We start from the raw sequence: 17396 nt of genomic DNA, 5'->3' as shown, positions 1-17396 counted from the left end.
CCCTCCGGGAGAGGGCTGGGGTGAGGGGGGCTTTGACTTAAGGCTCGATGCCCAGCTCATGTCTGACGAGACCGAGCAACTTGGCGGTATCAATCGGTTTAAGCAAAAAGTCCACCACGCTCAAATGCATCGCCGCAATCGCGTCCTTCACGTCGGCATCACCCGAGACAATGATGATCGGCATCGCAGCCCGTACCGACTCACGCACCTGCCGAATCAGGTCCAACCCGCCGACATTGCCCATCCGCAGATCGGTGATCACCAGGCCAATGGAAGGTTTTTCTTCGAGCATCTTCAGGGCGGACTCGCCGCTGGCCGCGGTCAGGCAGCGGATGCCATCCAGTGCCAGGATCTCCGACAACAGCTCGCGGGCGTCCTTGTCGTCGTCGACGATCAGTACCCGCTGCGGCGGCAGGTCGGGTTCCAGCATGACGGCGCTGAGCGCTTCCCGCTCGGCGTCGCTCAAAATATCGTGGTCGGACATGGCGTTCTCTACGTTTTCAATTCAGTCCCCTGGCACAGTGGTCAGACATCGCTGGGCAGAGCTTCAATGTGCACTTCGTCGGATTTTTTTCCAAGGGGCGAACCGAAGAATTTCCGACTGATTTTGTAGGGCATATCCGAAAACTCTCCAACGGTATGCCCAACCTAGACTTACGTCCAATGGGCACCCCGCGCGATGGGGTCGACCATGGCTGCAATGATCCGACAACAACAATTCGAAAAAGACTGCGGTAATGGTTATGAGTAAAGCGGACGCCTTCACCCAGGCAGGGAAAACCGCGGTGTTGCAGAACATTCAGGGCACTTTGCAATTCCTCCAGCGCTTCCCCCCTTTCAATCAAATGGAACACGCCCACCTGGCCTATCTGGTGGAGCAATGCCAGCTGCGTTTCTACGGTCAGGGCGAAAGCATCATCAAACCCGCCGACGGGCCGGTCGAACACTTCTACATCGTCAAGCAGGGCCGGGTGGTCGGCGAGCGTCCGCACACGGCCAAGGGCGGCACCGAAACCACGTTTGAAATCACCACCGGCGAGTGTTTTCCCCTCGCCGCGCTGCTCGGCGAACGGGCGACCCGCACCGAGCATCTGGCCGGTGAAGACACCTTCTGCCTGCAACTGAACAAACTGGCGTTCATCAAGTTGTTCGCCCTCTCCAACACCTTCCGCGATTTCGCCCTGCGCGGTGTCAGCAGCCTGCTCGATCAGGTCAATCAGCAAGTCCAGCAGAAAGCCGTGGAAACCCTCGGCACCCAGTACTCGCTGAACACCCGCCTGGGCGAATTGGCCATGCGCCATCCAGTGACCTGCAGCCCTTCCACCCCGCTGCGCGAAGCGGTGAAGCTGATGCACGAACAACAGGTCGGCAGCATTGTCGCGGTGGATGAACACAAGGCGCCGCTAGGGATTTTCACCCTGCGCGACCTGCGCCACGTAGTGGCTGAAGGGGTTGGCGATTTCAGCGAGCCGATCAAACGCCACATGACCCGCTCGCCGTTCTATCTGTCGCCGGATCACAGCGCCTTCGACGCGGCGATTGCCATGACCGAACGGCACATCGCCCACGTGTGTCTGGTCAAGGATCGACGCCTGTGCGGCGTAGTTTCCGAGCGGGATCTGTTCTCGCTGCAACGGGTCGATCTGGTACACCTGGCGCGGACCATTCGCAGCGCCCAGCGGGTCGAACAACTGGTGACCCTGCGCGGCGAGATCGGCCAACTGGTGGAGCGCATGCTCGCTCACGGCGCCTCGTCGACCCAGATCACCCACATCATCACCCTGCTCAACGATCACACCGTGTGCCGGGTAATCGAACTGACCCTCGCCGAGAAAGGCGACCCCGGCGTGCCGTTCAGCTGGTTGTGCTTCGGCAGCGAAGGCCGGCGCGAGCAGACGCTGCACACCGATCAGGACAACGGCATACTGTTCGACGCGCGGGATGCGGCCCATGCGGCGGAGATTCGCGGCAAGCTGCTGCCCATCGCCCAGCAGATCAACCACAGTCTGGCGCAATGCGGCTTCACCCTGTGCAAGGGCAACGTCATGGCCGGCAATCCGCAGCTGTGTCTGTCCCGCGCCGAATGGGCCCGACGCTTTGCCGCGTTCATTCGCGAGGCGACGCCGGAGAACCTGTTGGGCTCAAGCATCTATTTCGACCTGCGGGTGGTCTGGGGTGATGAACAGGGTTGCGAGCAATTGCGCCGGGGGATTCTCGATCAGGTCGCTGATAACCGACTGTTCCAACGGATGATGGCCGAGAACGCCTTGCGCAACCGTCCACCCGTAGGACGTTTCCGCGAGTTCGTGCTGACGAAAAAGAACGGCGAGAAAGCCACGCTGGACCTGAAAATTCAGGGCCTGACCCCGTTTGTCGACGGTGCCCGCCTGCTGGCGCTGGCCCACGGCATCGATGCCAACAACACCCTCGAACGCTTCCGCCAGCTTGTGGATAAACAAGTCATCGACCGGCTGGATGGCGCCGCGTACGAAGAGGCTTATCACTTCATCCAGCAGACGCGCATGCAACAGCATCAATTGCAGACCCGGGAAAACCTGCCGTATTCGAACCGGGTCGATCCCGACAGCCTCAATCATCTGGACCGGCGCATCCTGCGTGAATCCCTGCGCCAGGCCCAGCGCCTGCAAAGCAGCCTGACCTTGCGGTATCAGCTATGAGCCTGTTTTCGTGGCTGCGTCCGGCCAGCCCCGTCGTGCCGGACGACCTGCAACAGCGTCTGACGAAACTACCGGCCATCGGTGAGCTGCGCGAGTGCAGTCTGCGCGAACAACGCTGGGTAGTGCTGGATCTGGAAACCACCGGACTGAACCTGAACAAGGATCGGGTGCTGTCGATTGGTGCGGTGGTGATCGAGGACGGTGCGATCGACTTCAGTCAGCAGTTCGAACGCACCCTGCAATGCCGCGAGCTGAAACTCGGCCCGAGCGTGTTGATTCACGGTCTGGCCCCGAGCACGATTGCCGCCGGCAGCGAGCCCACCGAAGCTTTGGTCGAGCTGCTGGAGTTTATCGGCGACAGCCCGGTGCTGGCGTTTCACGCCTCGTTCGACCAGCACATGCTCGGCCGCGCATTGAAGGAACACCTGGGGCACAAGTTGCAGACGGTGTTTCTCGATGTGGCGCAGATCGCCCCGCTGGTTTGCCCGCAGGCGCAGATTCGCGAGGCGGGGCTGGACGAGTGGATCGACTGGTTCAAGCTCGAAGTCTTCGAGCGTCACCATGCGAGCGCCGACGCTCTGGCCACGGCGGAACTGGCGCTGATCCTGTTCAGCCGGGCACGCCAGCAGCAGATCCACAGCCCGCTGAATCTGCAGCAACGCCTGAGTCAGTGGAAACGCCGCCAGCAGACGCATTCGTTCTGAATCCGGGTTGTCGCCCGACAACCCGACCGGTGGCCAATTGCTAACCATTCCCACCTCTGCCACAATCGCGAACAATTCTCGTTAGTTAACACTTCCCAGTCGGTGTCGTCGTGTCTTCAGCCCAAAGCCCTCACAGTGAGCTCGTCGGTGCGTTGTATCGCGACCACCGCGGCTGGCTGCTGGCCTGGCTGCGTCGCAACGTGGCTTGCCCGCAACGCGCCGAAGACCTGAGCCAAGACACCTTCGTCCGCCTGCTCGGCCGCGATGAGCTGCTGACGCCCCGCGAACCCCGAGCGTTTCTGGTGGCCATCGCCAAAGGCTTGTTGTTCGACTACTTCCGCCGGGCGGCGCTGGAACAGGCGTATCTGACCGAACTGATGCTGATCCCCGAGGGCGAACAGCCCTCGGTCGAAGAACAGCAACTGATCCTCGAAGACCTCAAGGCCATCGACCGCATGCTCGGCAAACTGTCGACCAAGGCCCGCGCCGCGTTCCTCTACAACCGTCTCGACGGCCTGACCCACGCCGAGATCGCCGACAAACTCGGCGTGTCTGTCCCCCGCGTGCGCCAGTACCTGGCCCAGGGCATCCGTCAGTGCTACATCGCCCTGTACGGTGAGCCGACATGAGCCCGGCCAGTTCAAGACCGGTCCCGGCCCATGTGCTGGACGCGGCGATTGCCTGGCAATTGACCCTCGATTCCAGCACGCCGCTGGAGCGCGAAGAGTTCGCCAAATGGCACGCGGCCAATGAAGAACACGCTCGCGCCTGGCGTCAGCTGGGCATGCTCGACCAGCGTTTCAGCGTGGCCAACGGTCCGGCACGCACCGCATTGCTGCAATCGCGCGAAGGCATCCGCCGTCGGGTGCGCAAGCTGGGCAGCGGGCTGGCCAGTGTGGTGGCGGTGGTCGGTCTGGCGTTGTTTGCCGGCGAGCGTTATCTGCCACTGGATTACTGGCTCGCCGATCAACGCACCGCCACCGGCGAACAGCGCACCGTGCGCCTGGCCGACGGCACCGTGCTTAACCTGAATACCCATAGCGCCGTGGATGTCCGCTTCGATGAGAAGCAGCGGCTGATCGTCCTGCAGGAAGGCGAAATCCTCGTCGAAACCGGTCACGGTGATGCGCGGCCGTTCATCGTCGAAACCGCCGAGGGCAGCATGCGCGCCCTCGGCACGCGGTTCCTGGTCAAGCGCGAAGACGCCGGCACGCGCCTTAGCGTGTTGCAGTCGGCGGTGGCGGCGCATCCGCAATCCGATCCGCAAGAGCAGATTCTGCGCGAAGGCCAGCAAGTGCTGATCCGCCACAACGGTCTGGATTCGGTAGTGGCGCTCAACCCCGGCGCCGATGCCTGGACCCGCGGCATGCTGGTGGTGGACAACGCACGCCTGGAAGACCTGGTGCATGAACTCGGTCGCTATCGTCGCGGCCATCTGGGCATTGCGCCGGAGGTCGCCGACCTGCGCATCACCGGCAGCTTCCCGCTGCACGACACCGACAAGGCGCTGAACGCCCTGCTGCCGACCCTGCCGGTGCAGATCGAGCAGCACACGCCATGGTGGGTGACCGTGGCCAAGGCGGATCCGAAGCCGTGACATTGAGCGCTGCCTGAGCAATCGCTGTCGCGAGCAGGTCGCGACAGAAACACCCATCACACCCCATGAAAACGGACTTTCTGCTGACTTGTGCAGCGATGTCGTTCGTTAATCGAAATTATTTTCATCCAGCCCTATCACTTTTCGAATCTCGTCCGGCACACAGGCAATTGAGAAATATTTCCATTCAGGAGCCGCCGTATGTCCCGTTCGCTAGACACCTTGTTGCGCCCCAGTTTGCTGGCGGTCGCCATTGCCCTCTGCACCCCGCTGGCCAGCAGCCAACTGATCGCCGCTGAACAGGCGTCGAGCGTACGCGCCTACAACCTGCCGGCGGCTCCGTTGTCGACCACCCTGAACCAGATCGCCAGCCAGGGCGGCCTCACGCTGTCGCTGAACCCGTCGCTGGCGGCGGGCAAGACCTCGGCGCCGGTCAACGGCCAATATGACGCGGCCGGCGCCCTGCGCGCGGCCCTGCGTGGCACCGGACTGCAACTGGAACAAAGCAGCGCCGGCACCTACACCCTGGTCGCCATGCCGGAAGGCGTGATGGCCCTGCCGGAAACGTCGGTGATCGGCGTGGAAAACTATGAAAGCGCCTGGGGCCCGGTCGAAGGCTACACCGCCACCCGCACCGCCGCCGGCACCAAGACCGACACCGCGATAGTCGAGGCACCGCGTTCGATTTCGGTCGCCACTCGCCAGCAAATGGAAGACCGTGGCGTGCACAGCCTCGATGACGCCGTGCGCTACATGCCGGGCATCACCGCCAGCAGCTACGGCAGCGACACCCGCGCCGACTGGCTGCGCGTGCGCGGCTTCGAACCGACCCAGTTCCTTGACGGCCTGCCCCTGCCAAAAGGCGTTTACGCCAACCCGAAACAGGAAACCTGGAACCTCGACCGCCTCGCCCTGCTGCGCGGCCCGGCCTCGTCCGTCTACGGCCAGACCCCACCGGGCGGCCTGCTGGACATGGTCAGCCGTCGTCCGAGCGATGTGCAGAGCAGCGAAATCCAGCTGCAATACGGCAGCGACAACCACCGTCAGATCAACTTCGCCAGCACCGGCAAGATCGACGACGCCGGCCAGTTTCTCTACGGCCTCAGCGGTGTGGTGCGTGACAGCGGCACCCAGGTCGACCACGTCGACAACAAGCGCTACAACATCGCGCCGAGCCTGACCTGGAACATCGACGACGACACCAAGTTCACCCTGCTGACCCAGTTCACCCGCGACGATACCGGCATCACCAGCCAGTTCCTGCCGGTGCAGGGCACCAAGATCGACATGCCGTTCGGCAAGGTTTCCCACCACAAGAATCTGGGCGATCCGGACTGGGAATACTACGACCGCACCTATTACGCGCTGGGCTATGCCTTCGAACATCGCCTGAACGATGTGTGGCAGTTCAAGCAGAACCTGCGCTACACCAAGTCGGATCTGTCGTTCCAGGGCATTACCGTCGGCTCGTATCCGTTCACTCAAGTGGACAATGACGGCAACGTCGGCCGCTCGACCACCATCGTCGACGAAGACATCAGCCAGTTCGCCGTGGACAACAACTTCCAGGCCGACTTCGCCACCGGCGACATCCGCCATACCCTGCTGCTGGGTCTGGATCACCAGCGCAGCAACACCAACTACACCTCGATCTTCGGCAGCGCGCCGGACATCAACGTGAACAACCCGATCCATGGTCAGCCGATCGTGCGTCCGGCGCGCTCCACCGCGTTCTATGACTACAACCAGAAGACCTACCAGACCGGCCTCTACGTCCAGGACCAAATGGCCCTGGACCAATGGCGCCTGACCCTCGGCGGTCGTGAAGACTGGGTGCACACCGGTACGAAGTTCATCAACAAGGCCGATGCGACCAACACTGACCGCGACAAGGCCTTCAGCGGCAACGCAGCAATCAGCTACGTGTTCGACTCCGGTTTCGTACCGTACCTGTCGTACGCCGAATCGTTCCAGCCGACCAGCGGCGCCGATGCCTCTTCGACCGAATCGCTCAAACCGACCGAAGGCAAGCAGTGGGAACTGGGCATCAAGTACCAGCCACCGGGCAGCAAGACCCTGCTGACGGCCGCGGTGTATGACCTGACCCAGAAAAACGTTTCGGTCAGCTCGTTCGTCAACGGCGTCTCGATCACCAGCCAGACAGGTGAAGTGAAGGTCAAAGGCCTGGAGCTGGAAGCCGTCTCCGACGTCACCGACAACCTGAAGGTCATCGCCGCGTACACCCTGGCCAAGTCCGAAGTGCAGAACGGCGCCGACAAGGGCAACCGCCTGCAACTGATGCCGAACCAGCAAGCCTCGCTGTGGGCCGATTACACCTGGCACAGCGGTGTGCTCGACGGCTTCGGTATCGGCGCCGGCGCGCGCTACACCGGCAACACTTACGGCGACAAAGCCAACACCTGGCTGGGCAAGGCGGACGCCTACACCGTGTTCGACGCCGCCGTGCATTACGACCTCGGCCGTCTGGACAACAGTCTCAAAGGCGCGTCGCTGGCACTCAACGCCACCAACCTGCTGGACAAGGACTACATTTCCACCTGCGACAGCTTCTATTGCTACTACGGCGACCAACGCAGTGTCGTCGCCAGCGCCACTTACAAGTGGTAAGCGCCTGAGCTGAAACAGACCCTGCAACCAGGCCGTCCCTCGTGGACGGCTTTGGTGTTTTTGAAGGTCATGAAATGAAAAGTAAAACAATTCGCCGCTGGTCCTTCGTCCACACCTGGACCAGCCTGATCTGCACCGTGTTTTTGCTGCTATTGGCCCTGACCGGCCTGCCGCTGATTTTCCATCACGAGATCGACCACCTGCTGGGCGATGCGCCCGAGTTGCGGGTGATGCCGGCGGACACGCCGCACCTGAACCTGGCGCAACTGGTCGATGCGGCGGAAAAGCATCGGCCCGGTGAAGTCGTGCAGTACTTCGGTTTCGAAGACGACGAGCCGAATGCCGTGCTGACGATCATGGCCAGGACCGCCGGCACCGAGCCCAATTCCTCGCACACCTTCATGCTCGACGCGCGCACCGGCGAAGCCCTGGAAATGCCTTCGGCCAACGGTGGCCTGATGCTGTTCATCCTGCGTCTGCACGTCGACATGTTCGCCGACCTGCCGGGCAAGCTGCTGCTGGCGTTCATGGGTTTGCTGTTCGTGGTCGCGATCGTGTCCGGCACGGTGTTGTACCTGCCGTTCATGCGCCGCTTGAAGTTCGGCACCGTGCGCCAGGACAAATCCACCCGCCTGCGCTGGCTCGACCTGCACAACCTGATCGGCGTCGTGACCCTGACCTGGGCGCTGGTGGTCGGCGTGACCGGCGTCATCAGTGCCTGTGCCGACCTGCTGATCGCCGCATGGCGGGCCGAAGCCCTGACGACCCTGATCGCGCCCTACCGCGATGTCCCGCCGCTGACGCAACTGGCCCCGGCCACCCGGGTGCTGGACATCGCCGGCAGCGTCACACCGGGGATGAAACCCGACTTCATCGCCTTCCCCGGCACCCGCTTCTCCAGCGAGCACCATTACTCGGTGTTCATGAAGGGCGGCACCCACCTGACCTCGCACCTGCTGACCCCGGTGCTGATCGACGCCAGCACCCTGCAGGTCACGGCGGTGGCAGAACGACCGTGGTACATGGACGCCATGGGCATGTCGCAGCCGCTGCACTTCGGTGACTACGGTGGCATGCCGATGAAAATCCTCTGGGCCACGCTGGACGTGCTGACCATCATCGTCCTCGCCAGCGGCGTGTACCTGTGGGTGGTGAGGCGCAAGGCCGCGAAACCGGTACTGGAACCGGCGGAGGCCTCTGCATGAAGCCGCGTCAGTCAAATTTCTGGAAGGTCTTCAGCACACCGCTGGTAATCGCGCTACTGAGTGCCGCGGGGCTGTTCGCGGCGCTGCTGGGCGACGGGATCTGGGATGGTTTGAGCTGGATTGGTCTGGGCATTCCGGCCGCCATTGCCCTGCGCGGATTGCTGCAACGCCGCTGAACGGCTTGAGCCTGACGGGCAACGCGCTATGCTGCCCGTCTTGCCCTTGACCGAGACCCTGCCAATGTCCGCTCCCAGCATGACCCTGTTCCACAACACCCTGTCCCCGTTCGTGCGCAAAGTCATGGTGCTGCTGCACGAGACTGGCCAGCAGGATCGCGTCGCGCTGCAGGACTGCGTGCTCAGCCCTGTCAGCCCGGACGCCGCCCTCAACGAAGACAACCCGCTGGGCAAGATCCCGGCCCTGCGCCTGGCCGACGGCAATGTCATCCATGACAGCCGGGTGATCCTCGATTACCTCGACCACCAGCACGTCGGCAACCCGCTGATCCCCCGCGACGGCTCGGCCCGCTGGCGGCGCCTGACCCTGGCCTCGATGGCCGACGGGATCATGGACGCCTCGGTCATGGTGCGTTACGAGCAAGTGCTGCGCGCCCCGGAAAAGCACTGGGACGAATGGCTCGAGGCCCAGCGCGAAAAGATCCGCCGCGCCCTCGCCCTGCTGGAGCGCGACGCGATTGCCGAACTGACCTGCCACTTCGACGTCGCTTCGATCAGCGTGGCCTGTGCCCTGGGTTATCTGGATCTGCGCTTCCCGGATCTGGGCTGGCGTGACGCCAACCCGCAACTGGCCAACTGGTTCTTTGAAGTGAGCCAGCGGCCGTCGATGATTGCGACGATGCCGAAGGCTTGACGCACCGAGCGGGAGGCAACGACGCAAAGATCAGCGTCATCAACACCTCCGCCTCCCGCTGCTCCTCACGCAAGCCCACGAACCGGCTCATTGCACCGCTCCGATATCGAACTCCAGCGGTTTGGCCGGTTTCTGCCCGATCCCGTACCAGTCCAGATTACGGGTCAGCACCATGAACACACCGAGCAGACCGAACAGCAGCAGCGAGCCCATCAGCAGCGCGTAATCCTCGGCGCTCAGCAAGCCGTAGAGCAAGCCGTACAACGCCGCCAGCCCCGCCGAAAAACTCAAGCCATGCCGCACGCTGCGCAGCACATGGCAGACGTAGAACCCGATCAACAGCACACAACCGCTGGCGGACAACAGATACGCCAGGGCAAAACCGATGTGCTCCGACAACGACAGCAGCAACAGATAAAAGAACGCCAGCGCCACACCCACCAGCGCGTATTGCACCGGGTGCACCGCCAGGCTTTTCAGCACTTCGAACAGGAAGAAACCGGCGAACGTCAGGACGATGAACAGCAGCGCATATTTGATCGCCCGGTCACTCTTCAGATACTGATCCACCGGATCGATGAAGCTCACGCCGAAACTGCGCCCGTTGAACGCCTCGCAATCATTGCCCGACACGCAGCGGCTCATCGCTTCTTGCAAATTGGTGGAGAAAAACGAGGTCTGCCAGTCGGCGGTGAACCCCTGATCGGTGATCTCGCGTTTGGCCGGCAGGAAGTTGCCGATGAAGCTTGGGTGCGGCCAGTTGGCAGCGAGGTTCACGCGGCTGGTCTTGCCCACCGGCAGCACTTGCAACGAGCCGGTGCCTTGCAGGCGCAGGTCGAAACCGAAGGCCAGTTCCGTGGTCTTGCTGGTGTCCAGCGCCGGCAGCGTCACTCGCACACCCTCGCCCAGCCAGCCGATCTGAGTACCCGGAACGAAGTCCAGGCGTTGCGCGCCAAGCTCCAGCTTCAGCGCATTTTCGATACCGCGAATATCACTGATGCCGACCGCCAGGAACGGCGCATCGAAGGTGTAATCGACAAAGTCTTCCTTGATCCCCAACTGCGCCGGCAGCGAGAAATGCCCGCTGATGCGGTTATCGGCATGGAACAGCCGCGCCTCGTAAATACCACGGGCGCGCAGCTCGGTCTGCACCTTGCCGTCGAGTTCAAAACGTTCCGGAAGGAAATACAGACGTCCACGTTCTTCGCCGATTTCCTGGTAGCGCTCGTCGCTCTTCTCTTTGGTTTTCCAGGTGCGCACCACCTTGCGATACGGCACAACCATCACCGGCCCGCTGAGTTGCTGGCTGTAGCTTGAGCTTCTGGCAATGTCTTCCAGCACACCGTCGCGCAGTTGCTGGCGATCGTCGATGATGCCGTCGATCATCAGTAGCGGCACCAGCAATACCAGGATCAGCAGGGCAATGGCCCCGAGTTTTATCGTCAGACTTTTGTTCATGGGACTCTCCCTGTTTCGATGGGCAGAGTCTGCAAAGAGGATGTGGGGGTTTTGTGGGAGGAATGTGGAGTTTGTGTGGAGACTACAACTGCAGAACGACTTCCACCCCGCCTTCGACGTTACCGATGCGCATCGAACCACCGTGCAACTTGACCACCTCTTCGACAAAATTGAGACCGAGACCGGTGCTTTTACGCCCACTGTCGGGGCGTGGCAGGGAGTAGAAACGCTCGCTCAGGCGCGGCAAGGCATAGTCGGGAATCGGCGTGGTTTCATTGAACAGGCGAAGCTCGACCCGCTCGCCGATTCTTTCTGCGCCAAAACGCAGCAGACCGTGCGACGGGGTGAAATCCAGTGCGTTCTCCAGCAGATTGCCCAGCGCCTGACGCAACAGAAACGGCTCGCCGATCAACGCCAGATCCGCCGCGAAGGTTTGTTCGATCCGCAGCTGTCGACCCTCGATGCGTGCCATCTGTGCCTGTAGCAGCTCATTCACCAACGCCGCCAACGGCACGGCGACACGCTCCTCAAGACCCTGCCGCTGTTCGACCTGGGCAAGATTCAGCAGGCGCTCGATCAACTGCTGCATGCGTGCACTTTCACTGTCGATGTTGCCGACAAAGCGCAATCGCTGATCCGCCGGCATTTCGTCCTGCAACAACTCGGCGGCACCGCGAATCGCCGCCAGCGGGCTCTTCAATTCATGGGTCAGGGTGTGCACATAGCGCTCGACGTAGGCCTTGCCTTCGAGCTGGGTGCGCATCTGTTCCAAGGCGGTCGCCAACTGCTCCAGCTCGCCGCCGCGATAGTGCGGCACCGCCACCCGACGGCCCTCGCTCACAGCCTGGGCGTACACGGTCAAGCGGTGCAGCGCGCGGCTCAGCCACCACGACAGCACGGCGCCGAGCAGCAGGCCGAGACCGATCAATCCGGCGCCGTAACCGAGCAAACGGCGTTCGGTGCGATCGACGTAGGGTTGCAGTGAACTGTTGGGTTTGGCCACGGTGACCACGCCGATGATCGCGCCGTTGTCGCGGATCGGCGCGCCGACGTGCATTACCGAGGAGTTCGGGTCATTCGGGTCACTGCGGCTGGAGCGTGCGCCGTATTCGCCGCGCAGGGTCAGGTAGACGTCGTTCCAGCGCGAGTAGTCCTGACCGACGGCCAAACCGCTGGAGTCCAGCACCACGATGCCCTTGGCGTCGGTGACGTAGATGCGGTGGTTGACCTGGTTTTTCGCCAGTCCCCAGATCGTCGCCTTCGGCTGGCGATCGCCATAGGCGCGGAGCAGCTGCGGCCAGCGATTCTGGTTGAGGGTGCCGGCCTTGAAATCGTCCCGCAGGATTTCCGCCATCAGGTTGGCGGTATCGACCAGGGTTTCTTCGGTGGACTGGCGCACGCCGGGGCGGATTTCTTCCATCACGGTGTTGAGCACGAAGTAACCGGTGAGGCCGATGAACAGCACGTACACCAGGAAAATCCGCAGCCCCAGCGACATCAGCTGTGCCCCGGGCTGTAGCTGTAACCGAGGCCGCGATGGGTCTGGATCGGCTCGGCCTCGGCGCGTACCAGGCGCAATTTGGCGCGCACGCTTTTGATATGGCTGTCGATGCTGCGCTCGTAACCGGCATCCGCCGCGACGCCCAGCGCATCGAGCAGTTGCTCGCGGCTGAACACCCGCTCGGGTTGTTCGAGCAGGCATTGCAGCAGGCGGAATTCGTGGCGGGTCAGGCTCAGGGGCTGGCCGCGATAGCTGATCTGTACGCGTTCGGGATCGATGCGAAACAGCGCCGAGGATGCTTCGATGACCGGACGTGGCGCCATGCGTTTGAGAATCGCCCGGACCCGGGCTGCCACTTCCCGTGGGCTGAACGGTTTGACCACGTAATCGTCGGCGCCGATTTCCAGGCCCACCACGCGATCGATCTCTGCATTGCGCGCGCTGAGGAACAGCACCGGCACTTCACTGAAGCGACGCAGTAGCTTGCAGGTTTCGAAGCCGCTGATGTCCGGCAGGCCGATGTCGAGGATGATCAGATCCGCCGGAGTCTGGCGCTGATGCTCCAGCGCCGCCGCGCCGAGACTCAGCCAGGTCGTGGTGAAGCCCTCGCCCTGCAAGGCAAAAATCAGCGTGTCGGCAATCGCCGCTTCGTCTTCGACAATCAGGATATGAGGCATGGCGTCCGAGCCTGTGGGTTAAGTGCGCGAACGGTGCCCCAAGCCCGGCGTTACGTCAATGAGACCACTTGGTTTCAGCAGTCCGGCTTGTCCGCCGTGAAGCGTCGTGCCGGGTTCACGGCCGCGCCGAATTCGCGCAGGGCCTTGGCACCGATCAGCAACGGGTAGTTGAAGTTGCTGCGGTCGGTCAGGTTGACCTCCACGGTACGCTTGACGTCGCCCAGGCACAGCTCCAGATCGACCACCGGGCGCTTCGCCACCTCGGTGCTTTCGCCCTCGTCTTCTTCATCCGAGCGACTCTTGATCTTGCTGATCCGCGCGACCTTGTGCTCGTACACCTTGTTGCCGGCGTCCTTGGTGGCCAGACGGAAACGCACCCAGTCTTCGCCGTCGCGTTTGAACGTCTCGATGTCCTTGGCCGACAGCGAGGCGGTCAGCGCGCCGGTGTCCATCTTGGCCTTGAGCACCTCGCCGCCGATTTCCGGCAGCGCGATGTATTCGTAACGACCGTACAGGGTTGGTTCGGCGGCAAGCACCGGCAGGGCGACGAGGGAAAGCAGTGCAAGGAGGGATTTCACGTAAGGGGCTTCCTTGGGAAATGGGGGCGTCAGACGCGAGATTTTAGACCGTTGTTCGCATGAACGTTCCCGGCAGGTTATCGCGCCACAGGTGAAACATTCGTCACCGGCGGATTTGGCCTGCCGGCCGAAGCCACTTATCATGGCGCGCCCATCCGTTTTCCAAGAGTTGCTTATGCGCCGCCTGCTCACCGGCTGTCTCGTCACCCTGCTGCTGTTGTCCAACACCCTCGTGCTCTTCGGCCCGCTGATGGTGTTCGCCCTGCTCAAGCTGATCCTGCCAGGGCGCTTTCGCGACTACGCCTCGTGGGCGGTGATGTGGATCGCCGAAACCTGGGCGGAAATCGACAAGCTGATCTTCCGCCTGTGCATCCCCACCCAATGGGACATTCGCGGCGGCGAAGACCTGCGCAGTGACACCTCTTACCTGGTGATCAGCAACCATCAATCCTGGGTCGATATCCCGGCGCTGATCCAGACCCTCAACCGGCGCACGCCGTTCTTCAAGTTCTTCCTCAAGAAGGAACTGATATGGGTGCCGTTCCTGGGCCTGGCCTGGTGGGCGCTGGATTACCCGTTCATGAAGCGCTACACCAAGGCGTTCCTGGCGAAGAACCCGGAACTGGCCGGCAAGGATCTGGAAATCACCAAGGCCGCCTGCGAGCTGTTCAAGCGCCAGCCGGTGACGGTGGTGAACTATCTGGAAGGCACGCGTTACACCGCTGCCAAAAGCACTCAGCAGCAGTCACCGTTCAGCCACTTGCTCAAGCCCAAGGCGGGCGGCGTGGCGTTCGTACTGGCGGCGATGGGCGAACAGCTGGACGCGATTCTCGATGTGACCGTGGTTTATCCACAGCAGAAGATTCCGGGGTTCTGGGACCTGATCAGCGGCAACGTGCCGCGCGTGATCATCGACATCCAGACCCGCGAGCTGGATCCGGCCCTGTGGCAGGGCGATTACGAAAACGATCCGGTGTTTCGCGAGAAGGTCCAGAACTGGGTCAACCAGCTCTGGACTCTCAAGGATCAGCGCATCGCCGAGCTCAAAGGCGAGCGCCGCTGAGTCAACCGTTGGTGCCGGTGCCCCAGATGCTGCCCAGACTTTGCAGCAACGAGCCGCCGACACCCTGCTGACCGAGGTATTGCAGGAGGATCGGGGCAAACTGGCCGACCATCCCGCTGTCCATGCCCAACGCACCGAAAGCGTTGTTCAGGTCGTTGGTGTCCTTGACGTTGCCCAGCGCATTCTCTAGCCCGGCGGACTTGCCCGACGAGCCGAGCAAACCGCTCAACGCCGCCAGATTGCCTGAGCCGCCCGACAGCTTGTCGATGCCCGGCACTTCCTTGGCCAGCTCGGAATAATCCGTGTTGCTGAGCTGGTTTTTCGCCAACCCCAGCATGGCACTGGTGCCGCCAACCGCTTGCTGCGGCGTGACATTCAGAGCGCTCAAGGCACTCAACAGACCGGCGGTTTCCGACGTCGGCGCCGCAGCGGCAGCCTTGTCCCCGCCCTGCATGCCCGATACCGCACCGGCCACGTCATTCAAACTGAAACCGGCAAACACCGGCCCTGCCGCCAGGGTCAGGAGCGATGCCAGGGCAAAACCGCGTGAAATCTTCATTCAGACATCCTCTTGTGGCGTGAAGGCCGCCTGGATACAGGCGATCAAACTGCCGGTTTGACCGGGCAGGCGGCAGCATGTTCCGTGTGAAGACAAGCGGTTTCACTCCAAAGGTATCCACCAACCACCGCTCGTTAGCTCGACCTCTTATCAATCCTCAGCCAGCTATTACAAACAGAGCTAAAAAACTGTCATTTATGACAGTAGAAAACCCAAAGAGGAGAACCGAGGATATGACCTCCCATCCTGTAACGGAGTAATAACAATGAAACTGAAAATGCTTTCGGGGGCCGTGATTTGTCTGGCGCTGATGAGCAGCGCCTATGCAGCTACCTGTCCAACTCTCTCGGTAACCGGTTCGAGTGGCGCCGAAGACCTTACCTTTACCTCTGCACGCATCAAAGACGGAAGCAGCGCCAATTCAGTTGTCATTTGCCGTTACGAAGGTAAAGACGACCTTGGTGCCTCATCTGGCCTCAGGCTCGGATCCCCCGTCCAAGGCACTGGAGGCAATTGGAACGGCGATGATTGTACGGTTACGGACGGTGACGCCAGCAAATGCGCATTCAAATAGTCAGCTCGAATTAAAAAAAAGAGCAACCAGTGGGTTGCTCTTTTTTTAAGGTTGAAACCTACGCCGCACTAAACAACTTGTGCGGATCAATCACAAACTTCTTCGGCACGCCGGCATCGAACTCGCCGTAGCCTTCCGGCGCCTGGTCGAGGCTGATGACCTGCACGCCCACCACTTCGGCGATGTTGATGCGGTCCCACATGATCGCCTGCATCAGCTGGCGGTTGTACTTCATCACCGGGGTTTGACCGGTGTGGAAGCTGTGGGATTTGGCCCAGCCGAGGCCGAAGCGGATGCTCAGACTGCCCATTTTCGCGGCGGCATCCACGGCACCCGGATCTTCGGTCACGTACAGGCCCGGAATACCGATCTTGCCGGCTACACGCACCACGCCCATCAGCGAGTTGAGCACGGTGGCCGGGGCTTCGGATTTGACGCCGTCGTGGCCATGACCACGAGCTTCGAAGCCCACGCAGTCCACCGCGCAATCCACCTCAGGCTCGCCCAGCAACGCGGCGATCTGTTCGTGCAGCGGGGTGTCTTTCGACAGGTCGACCACTTCAAAACCCTGAGCCTTGGCGTGGGCCAGGCGGATGGTGTTGACGTCGCCGATGATCACGACCGCAGCGCCGAGCAAGCGGGCGGAGGCGGCAGCGGCCAGACCAACGGGACCGGCGCCCGCGATGTAAACGGTGCTGCCCGGTCCAACGCCAGCGGTAACGGCGCCGTGGTAACCGGTCGGGAGAATGTCGGAGAGGCAGGTCAGGTCACGGATTTTCTCCATGGCCTTGTCGCGGTCCGGCAGTTTCAGCAGGTTGAAGTCGGCGTACGGCACCAGCACGTATTCGGCCTGGCCACCGGTCCAGTCGCCCATGTCGACATAACCGTAAGCGCCGCCGGCACGGGCCGGGTTGACGGTCAGGCAGACGCCAGTGTGTTGCTCCTTGCAGGAACGGCAGCGCCCGCAAGCCACGTTGAACGGAACGGAGACCAGGTCGCCGATTTTCAGGTTCTCGACGTCGGAGCCTTTTTCGATCACTTCACCAGTGATCTCGTGGCCCAGCACCAGACCGGTCTGCGCCGTGGTACGGCCGCGCACCATGTGCTGGTCGGAGCCGCAAATGTTGGTTGAAACCACACGCAGGATGACACCGTGCTCGATCTTCCTGCCGCGCGGATCCTGCATTTTCGGATAGTCGATTTTCTGTACTTCGACCTTGCCAGCGCCGAGATACACCACACCACGATTGCCAGACATGCTTTCACCTCGCTGTTGTTTTTATGGAACCGCGCCGCCCAGCCAG

The 17396-nt window shown here is 62.0% G+C and carries 17 protein-coding genes; 10 read left to right on the top strand and 7 right to left on the bottom strand.

Translation table 11 applies throughout. The annotated features are described in order from the left end of the window. Nucleotides 1-37 precede the first annotated feature (37 nt). On the bottom strand, nucleotides 38-484 hold the full coding sequence (locus M5G18_RS22640) for a response regulator (RefSeq protein ID WP_085609066.1): 447 nt from the start codon (nucleotides 482-484) through the stop codon (nucleotides 38-40). A 253-nt stretch (nucleotides 485-737) separates the two neighbouring features. On the opposite strand from M5G18_RS22640, the gene M5G18_RS22635 reads away from it, so the two are divergent. From M5G18_RS22635 to M5G18_RS22600, 8 genes are all read left to right on the top strand, one after another. After that, a complete protein-coding gene (locus M5G18_RS22635) occupies nucleotides 738-2678 on the top strand; it encodes a putative nucleotidyltransferase substrate binding domain-containing protein (protein ID WP_273896288.1) in 1941 nt (646 codons plus the stop codon). Then, nucleotides 2675-3382, top strand: coding sequence for a 3'-5' exonuclease (locus M5G18_RS22630; protein WP_273896287.1), 708 nt, complete (start codon nucleotides 2675-2677; stop codon nucleotides 3380-3382). Before M5G18_RS22635 ends, M5G18_RS22630 begins: the two co-directional genes overlap by 4 nt. A gap of 110 nt (nucleotides 3383-3492) precedes the next feature. After that, nucleotides 3493-4011, top strand: a complete 519-nt coding sequence (locus M5G18_RS22625; protein ID WP_039768032.1) for an RNA polymerase sigma factor — start codon at nucleotides 3493-3495, stop codon at nucleotides 4009-4011. Next, nucleotides 4008-4979 carry a FecR domain-containing protein gene (locus M5G18_RS22620; protein WP_102718887.1) on the top strand — a complete coding sequence of 324 codons (972 nt, stop codon included), beginning with the start codon at nucleotides 4008-4010 and terminating at the stop codon, nucleotides 4977-4979. Before M5G18_RS22625 ends, M5G18_RS22620 begins: the two co-directional genes overlap by 4 nt. Before the next feature lie 201 nt (nucleotides 4980-5180). Then, on the top strand, nucleotides 5181-7607 hold the full coding sequence (locus M5G18_RS22615; RefSeq protein ID WP_273896286.1) for a TonB-dependent siderophore receptor: 2427 nt from the start codon (nucleotides 5181-5183) through the stop codon (nucleotides 7605-7607). A 74-nt stretch (nucleotides 7608-7681) separates the two neighbouring features. Continuing rightward, entirely contained in the window at nucleotides 7682-8812 is a 1131-nt protein-coding gene (locus M5G18_RS22610) for a PepSY-associated TM helix domain-containing protein (protein WP_273896285.1), read from the top strand. Beyond that, nucleotides 8809-8988, top strand: coding sequence for a hypothetical protein (locus M5G18_RS22605; protein WP_085609062.1), 180 nt, complete (start codon nucleotides 8809-8811; stop codon nucleotides 8986-8988). The genes M5G18_RS22610 and M5G18_RS22605 overlap by 4 nt, the downstream gene beginning before the upstream one ends. Before the next feature lie 64 nt (nucleotides 8989-9052). Further along, entirely contained in the window at nucleotides 9053-9682 is a 630-nt protein-coding gene (locus M5G18_RS22600; RefSeq protein WP_039768114.1) for a glutathione S-transferase, read from the top strand. An 87-nt stretch (nucleotides 9683-9769) separates the two neighbouring features. Here M5G18_RS22600 and creD read toward each other — a convergent pair whose 3' ends face one another. The 4 genes from creD to rloA2 form a co-directional block, all read right to left on the bottom strand. After that, nucleotides 9770-11140, bottom strand: coding sequence for a cell envelope integrity protein CreD (creD, locus tag M5G18_RS22595; RefSeq protein WP_273896284.1), 1371 nt, complete (start codon nucleotides 11138-11140; stop codon nucleotides 9770-9772). An 82-nt stretch (nucleotides 11141-11222) separates the two neighbouring features. Continuing rightward, entirely contained in the window at nucleotides 11223-12638 is a 1416-nt protein-coding gene (creC, locus tag M5G18_RS22590; RefSeq protein ID WP_273896283.1) for a two-component system sensor histidine kinase CreC, read from the bottom strand. Continuing rightward, complete coding sequence (gene creB / locus M5G18_RS22585) at nucleotides 12638-13318, bottom strand: two-component system response regulator CreB (protein WP_273896282.1); 681 nt, start codon at nucleotides 13316-13318, stop codon at nucleotides 12638-12640. The genes creC and creB overlap by 1 nt, the downstream gene beginning before the upstream one ends. A 74-nt stretch (nucleotides 13319-13392) precedes the next feature. Further along, entirely contained in the window at nucleotides 13393-13896 is a 504-nt protein-coding gene (rloA2, locus tag M5G18_RS22580; RefSeq protein ID WP_273896281.1) for a retropepsin-like aspartic peptidase RloA2, read from the bottom strand. A 175-nt stretch (nucleotides 13897-14071) separates the two neighbouring features. Here rloA2 and M5G18_RS22575 point away from each other — a divergent pair, with 175 nt between their 5' ends. Beyond that, on the top strand, nucleotides 14072-14959 hold the full coding sequence (locus M5G18_RS22575; protein ID WP_085746626.1) for an acyltransferase: 888 nt from the start codon (nucleotides 14072-14074) through the stop codon (nucleotides 14957-14959). A gap of 1 nt (nucleotide 14960) precedes the next feature. On the opposite strand, the gene M5G18_RS22570 is transcribed toward M5G18_RS22575, so the two are convergent. Then, entirely contained in the window at nucleotides 14961-15518 is a 558-nt protein-coding gene (locus M5G18_RS22570; RefSeq protein WP_007959813.1) for a DUF2780 domain-containing protein, read from the bottom strand. Nucleotides 15519-15783: 265 nt separating this feature from the next. On the opposite strand from M5G18_RS22570, the gene M5G18_RS22565 reads away from it, so the two are divergent. Next, entirely contained in the window at nucleotides 15784-16092 is a 309-nt protein-coding gene (locus M5G18_RS22565; RefSeq protein ID WP_273896280.1) for a hypothetical protein, read from the top strand. A 58-nt stretch (nucleotides 16093-16150) separates the two neighbouring features. Here the strand turns inward: M5G18_RS22565 and fdhA are convergent, their stop codons facing one another. Continuing rightward, complete coding sequence (gene fdhA / locus M5G18_RS22560; RefSeq protein WP_007959809.1) at nucleotides 16151-17350, bottom strand: formaldehyde dehydrogenase, glutathione-independent; 1200 nt, start codon at nucleotides 17348-17350, stop codon at nucleotides 16151-16153. Nucleotides 17351-17396 lie beyond the last annotated feature (46 nt).

Source organism: Pseudomonas aphyarum (genome assembly GCF_028657055.1).
GTDB classification, from domain to species: Bacteria; Pseudomonadota; Gammaproteobacteria; order Pseudomonadales; family Pseudomonadaceae; genus Aquipseudomonas; species Aquipseudomonas aphyarum.
This window is presented reverse-complemented; position numbering and strand designations above follow the sequence as displayed.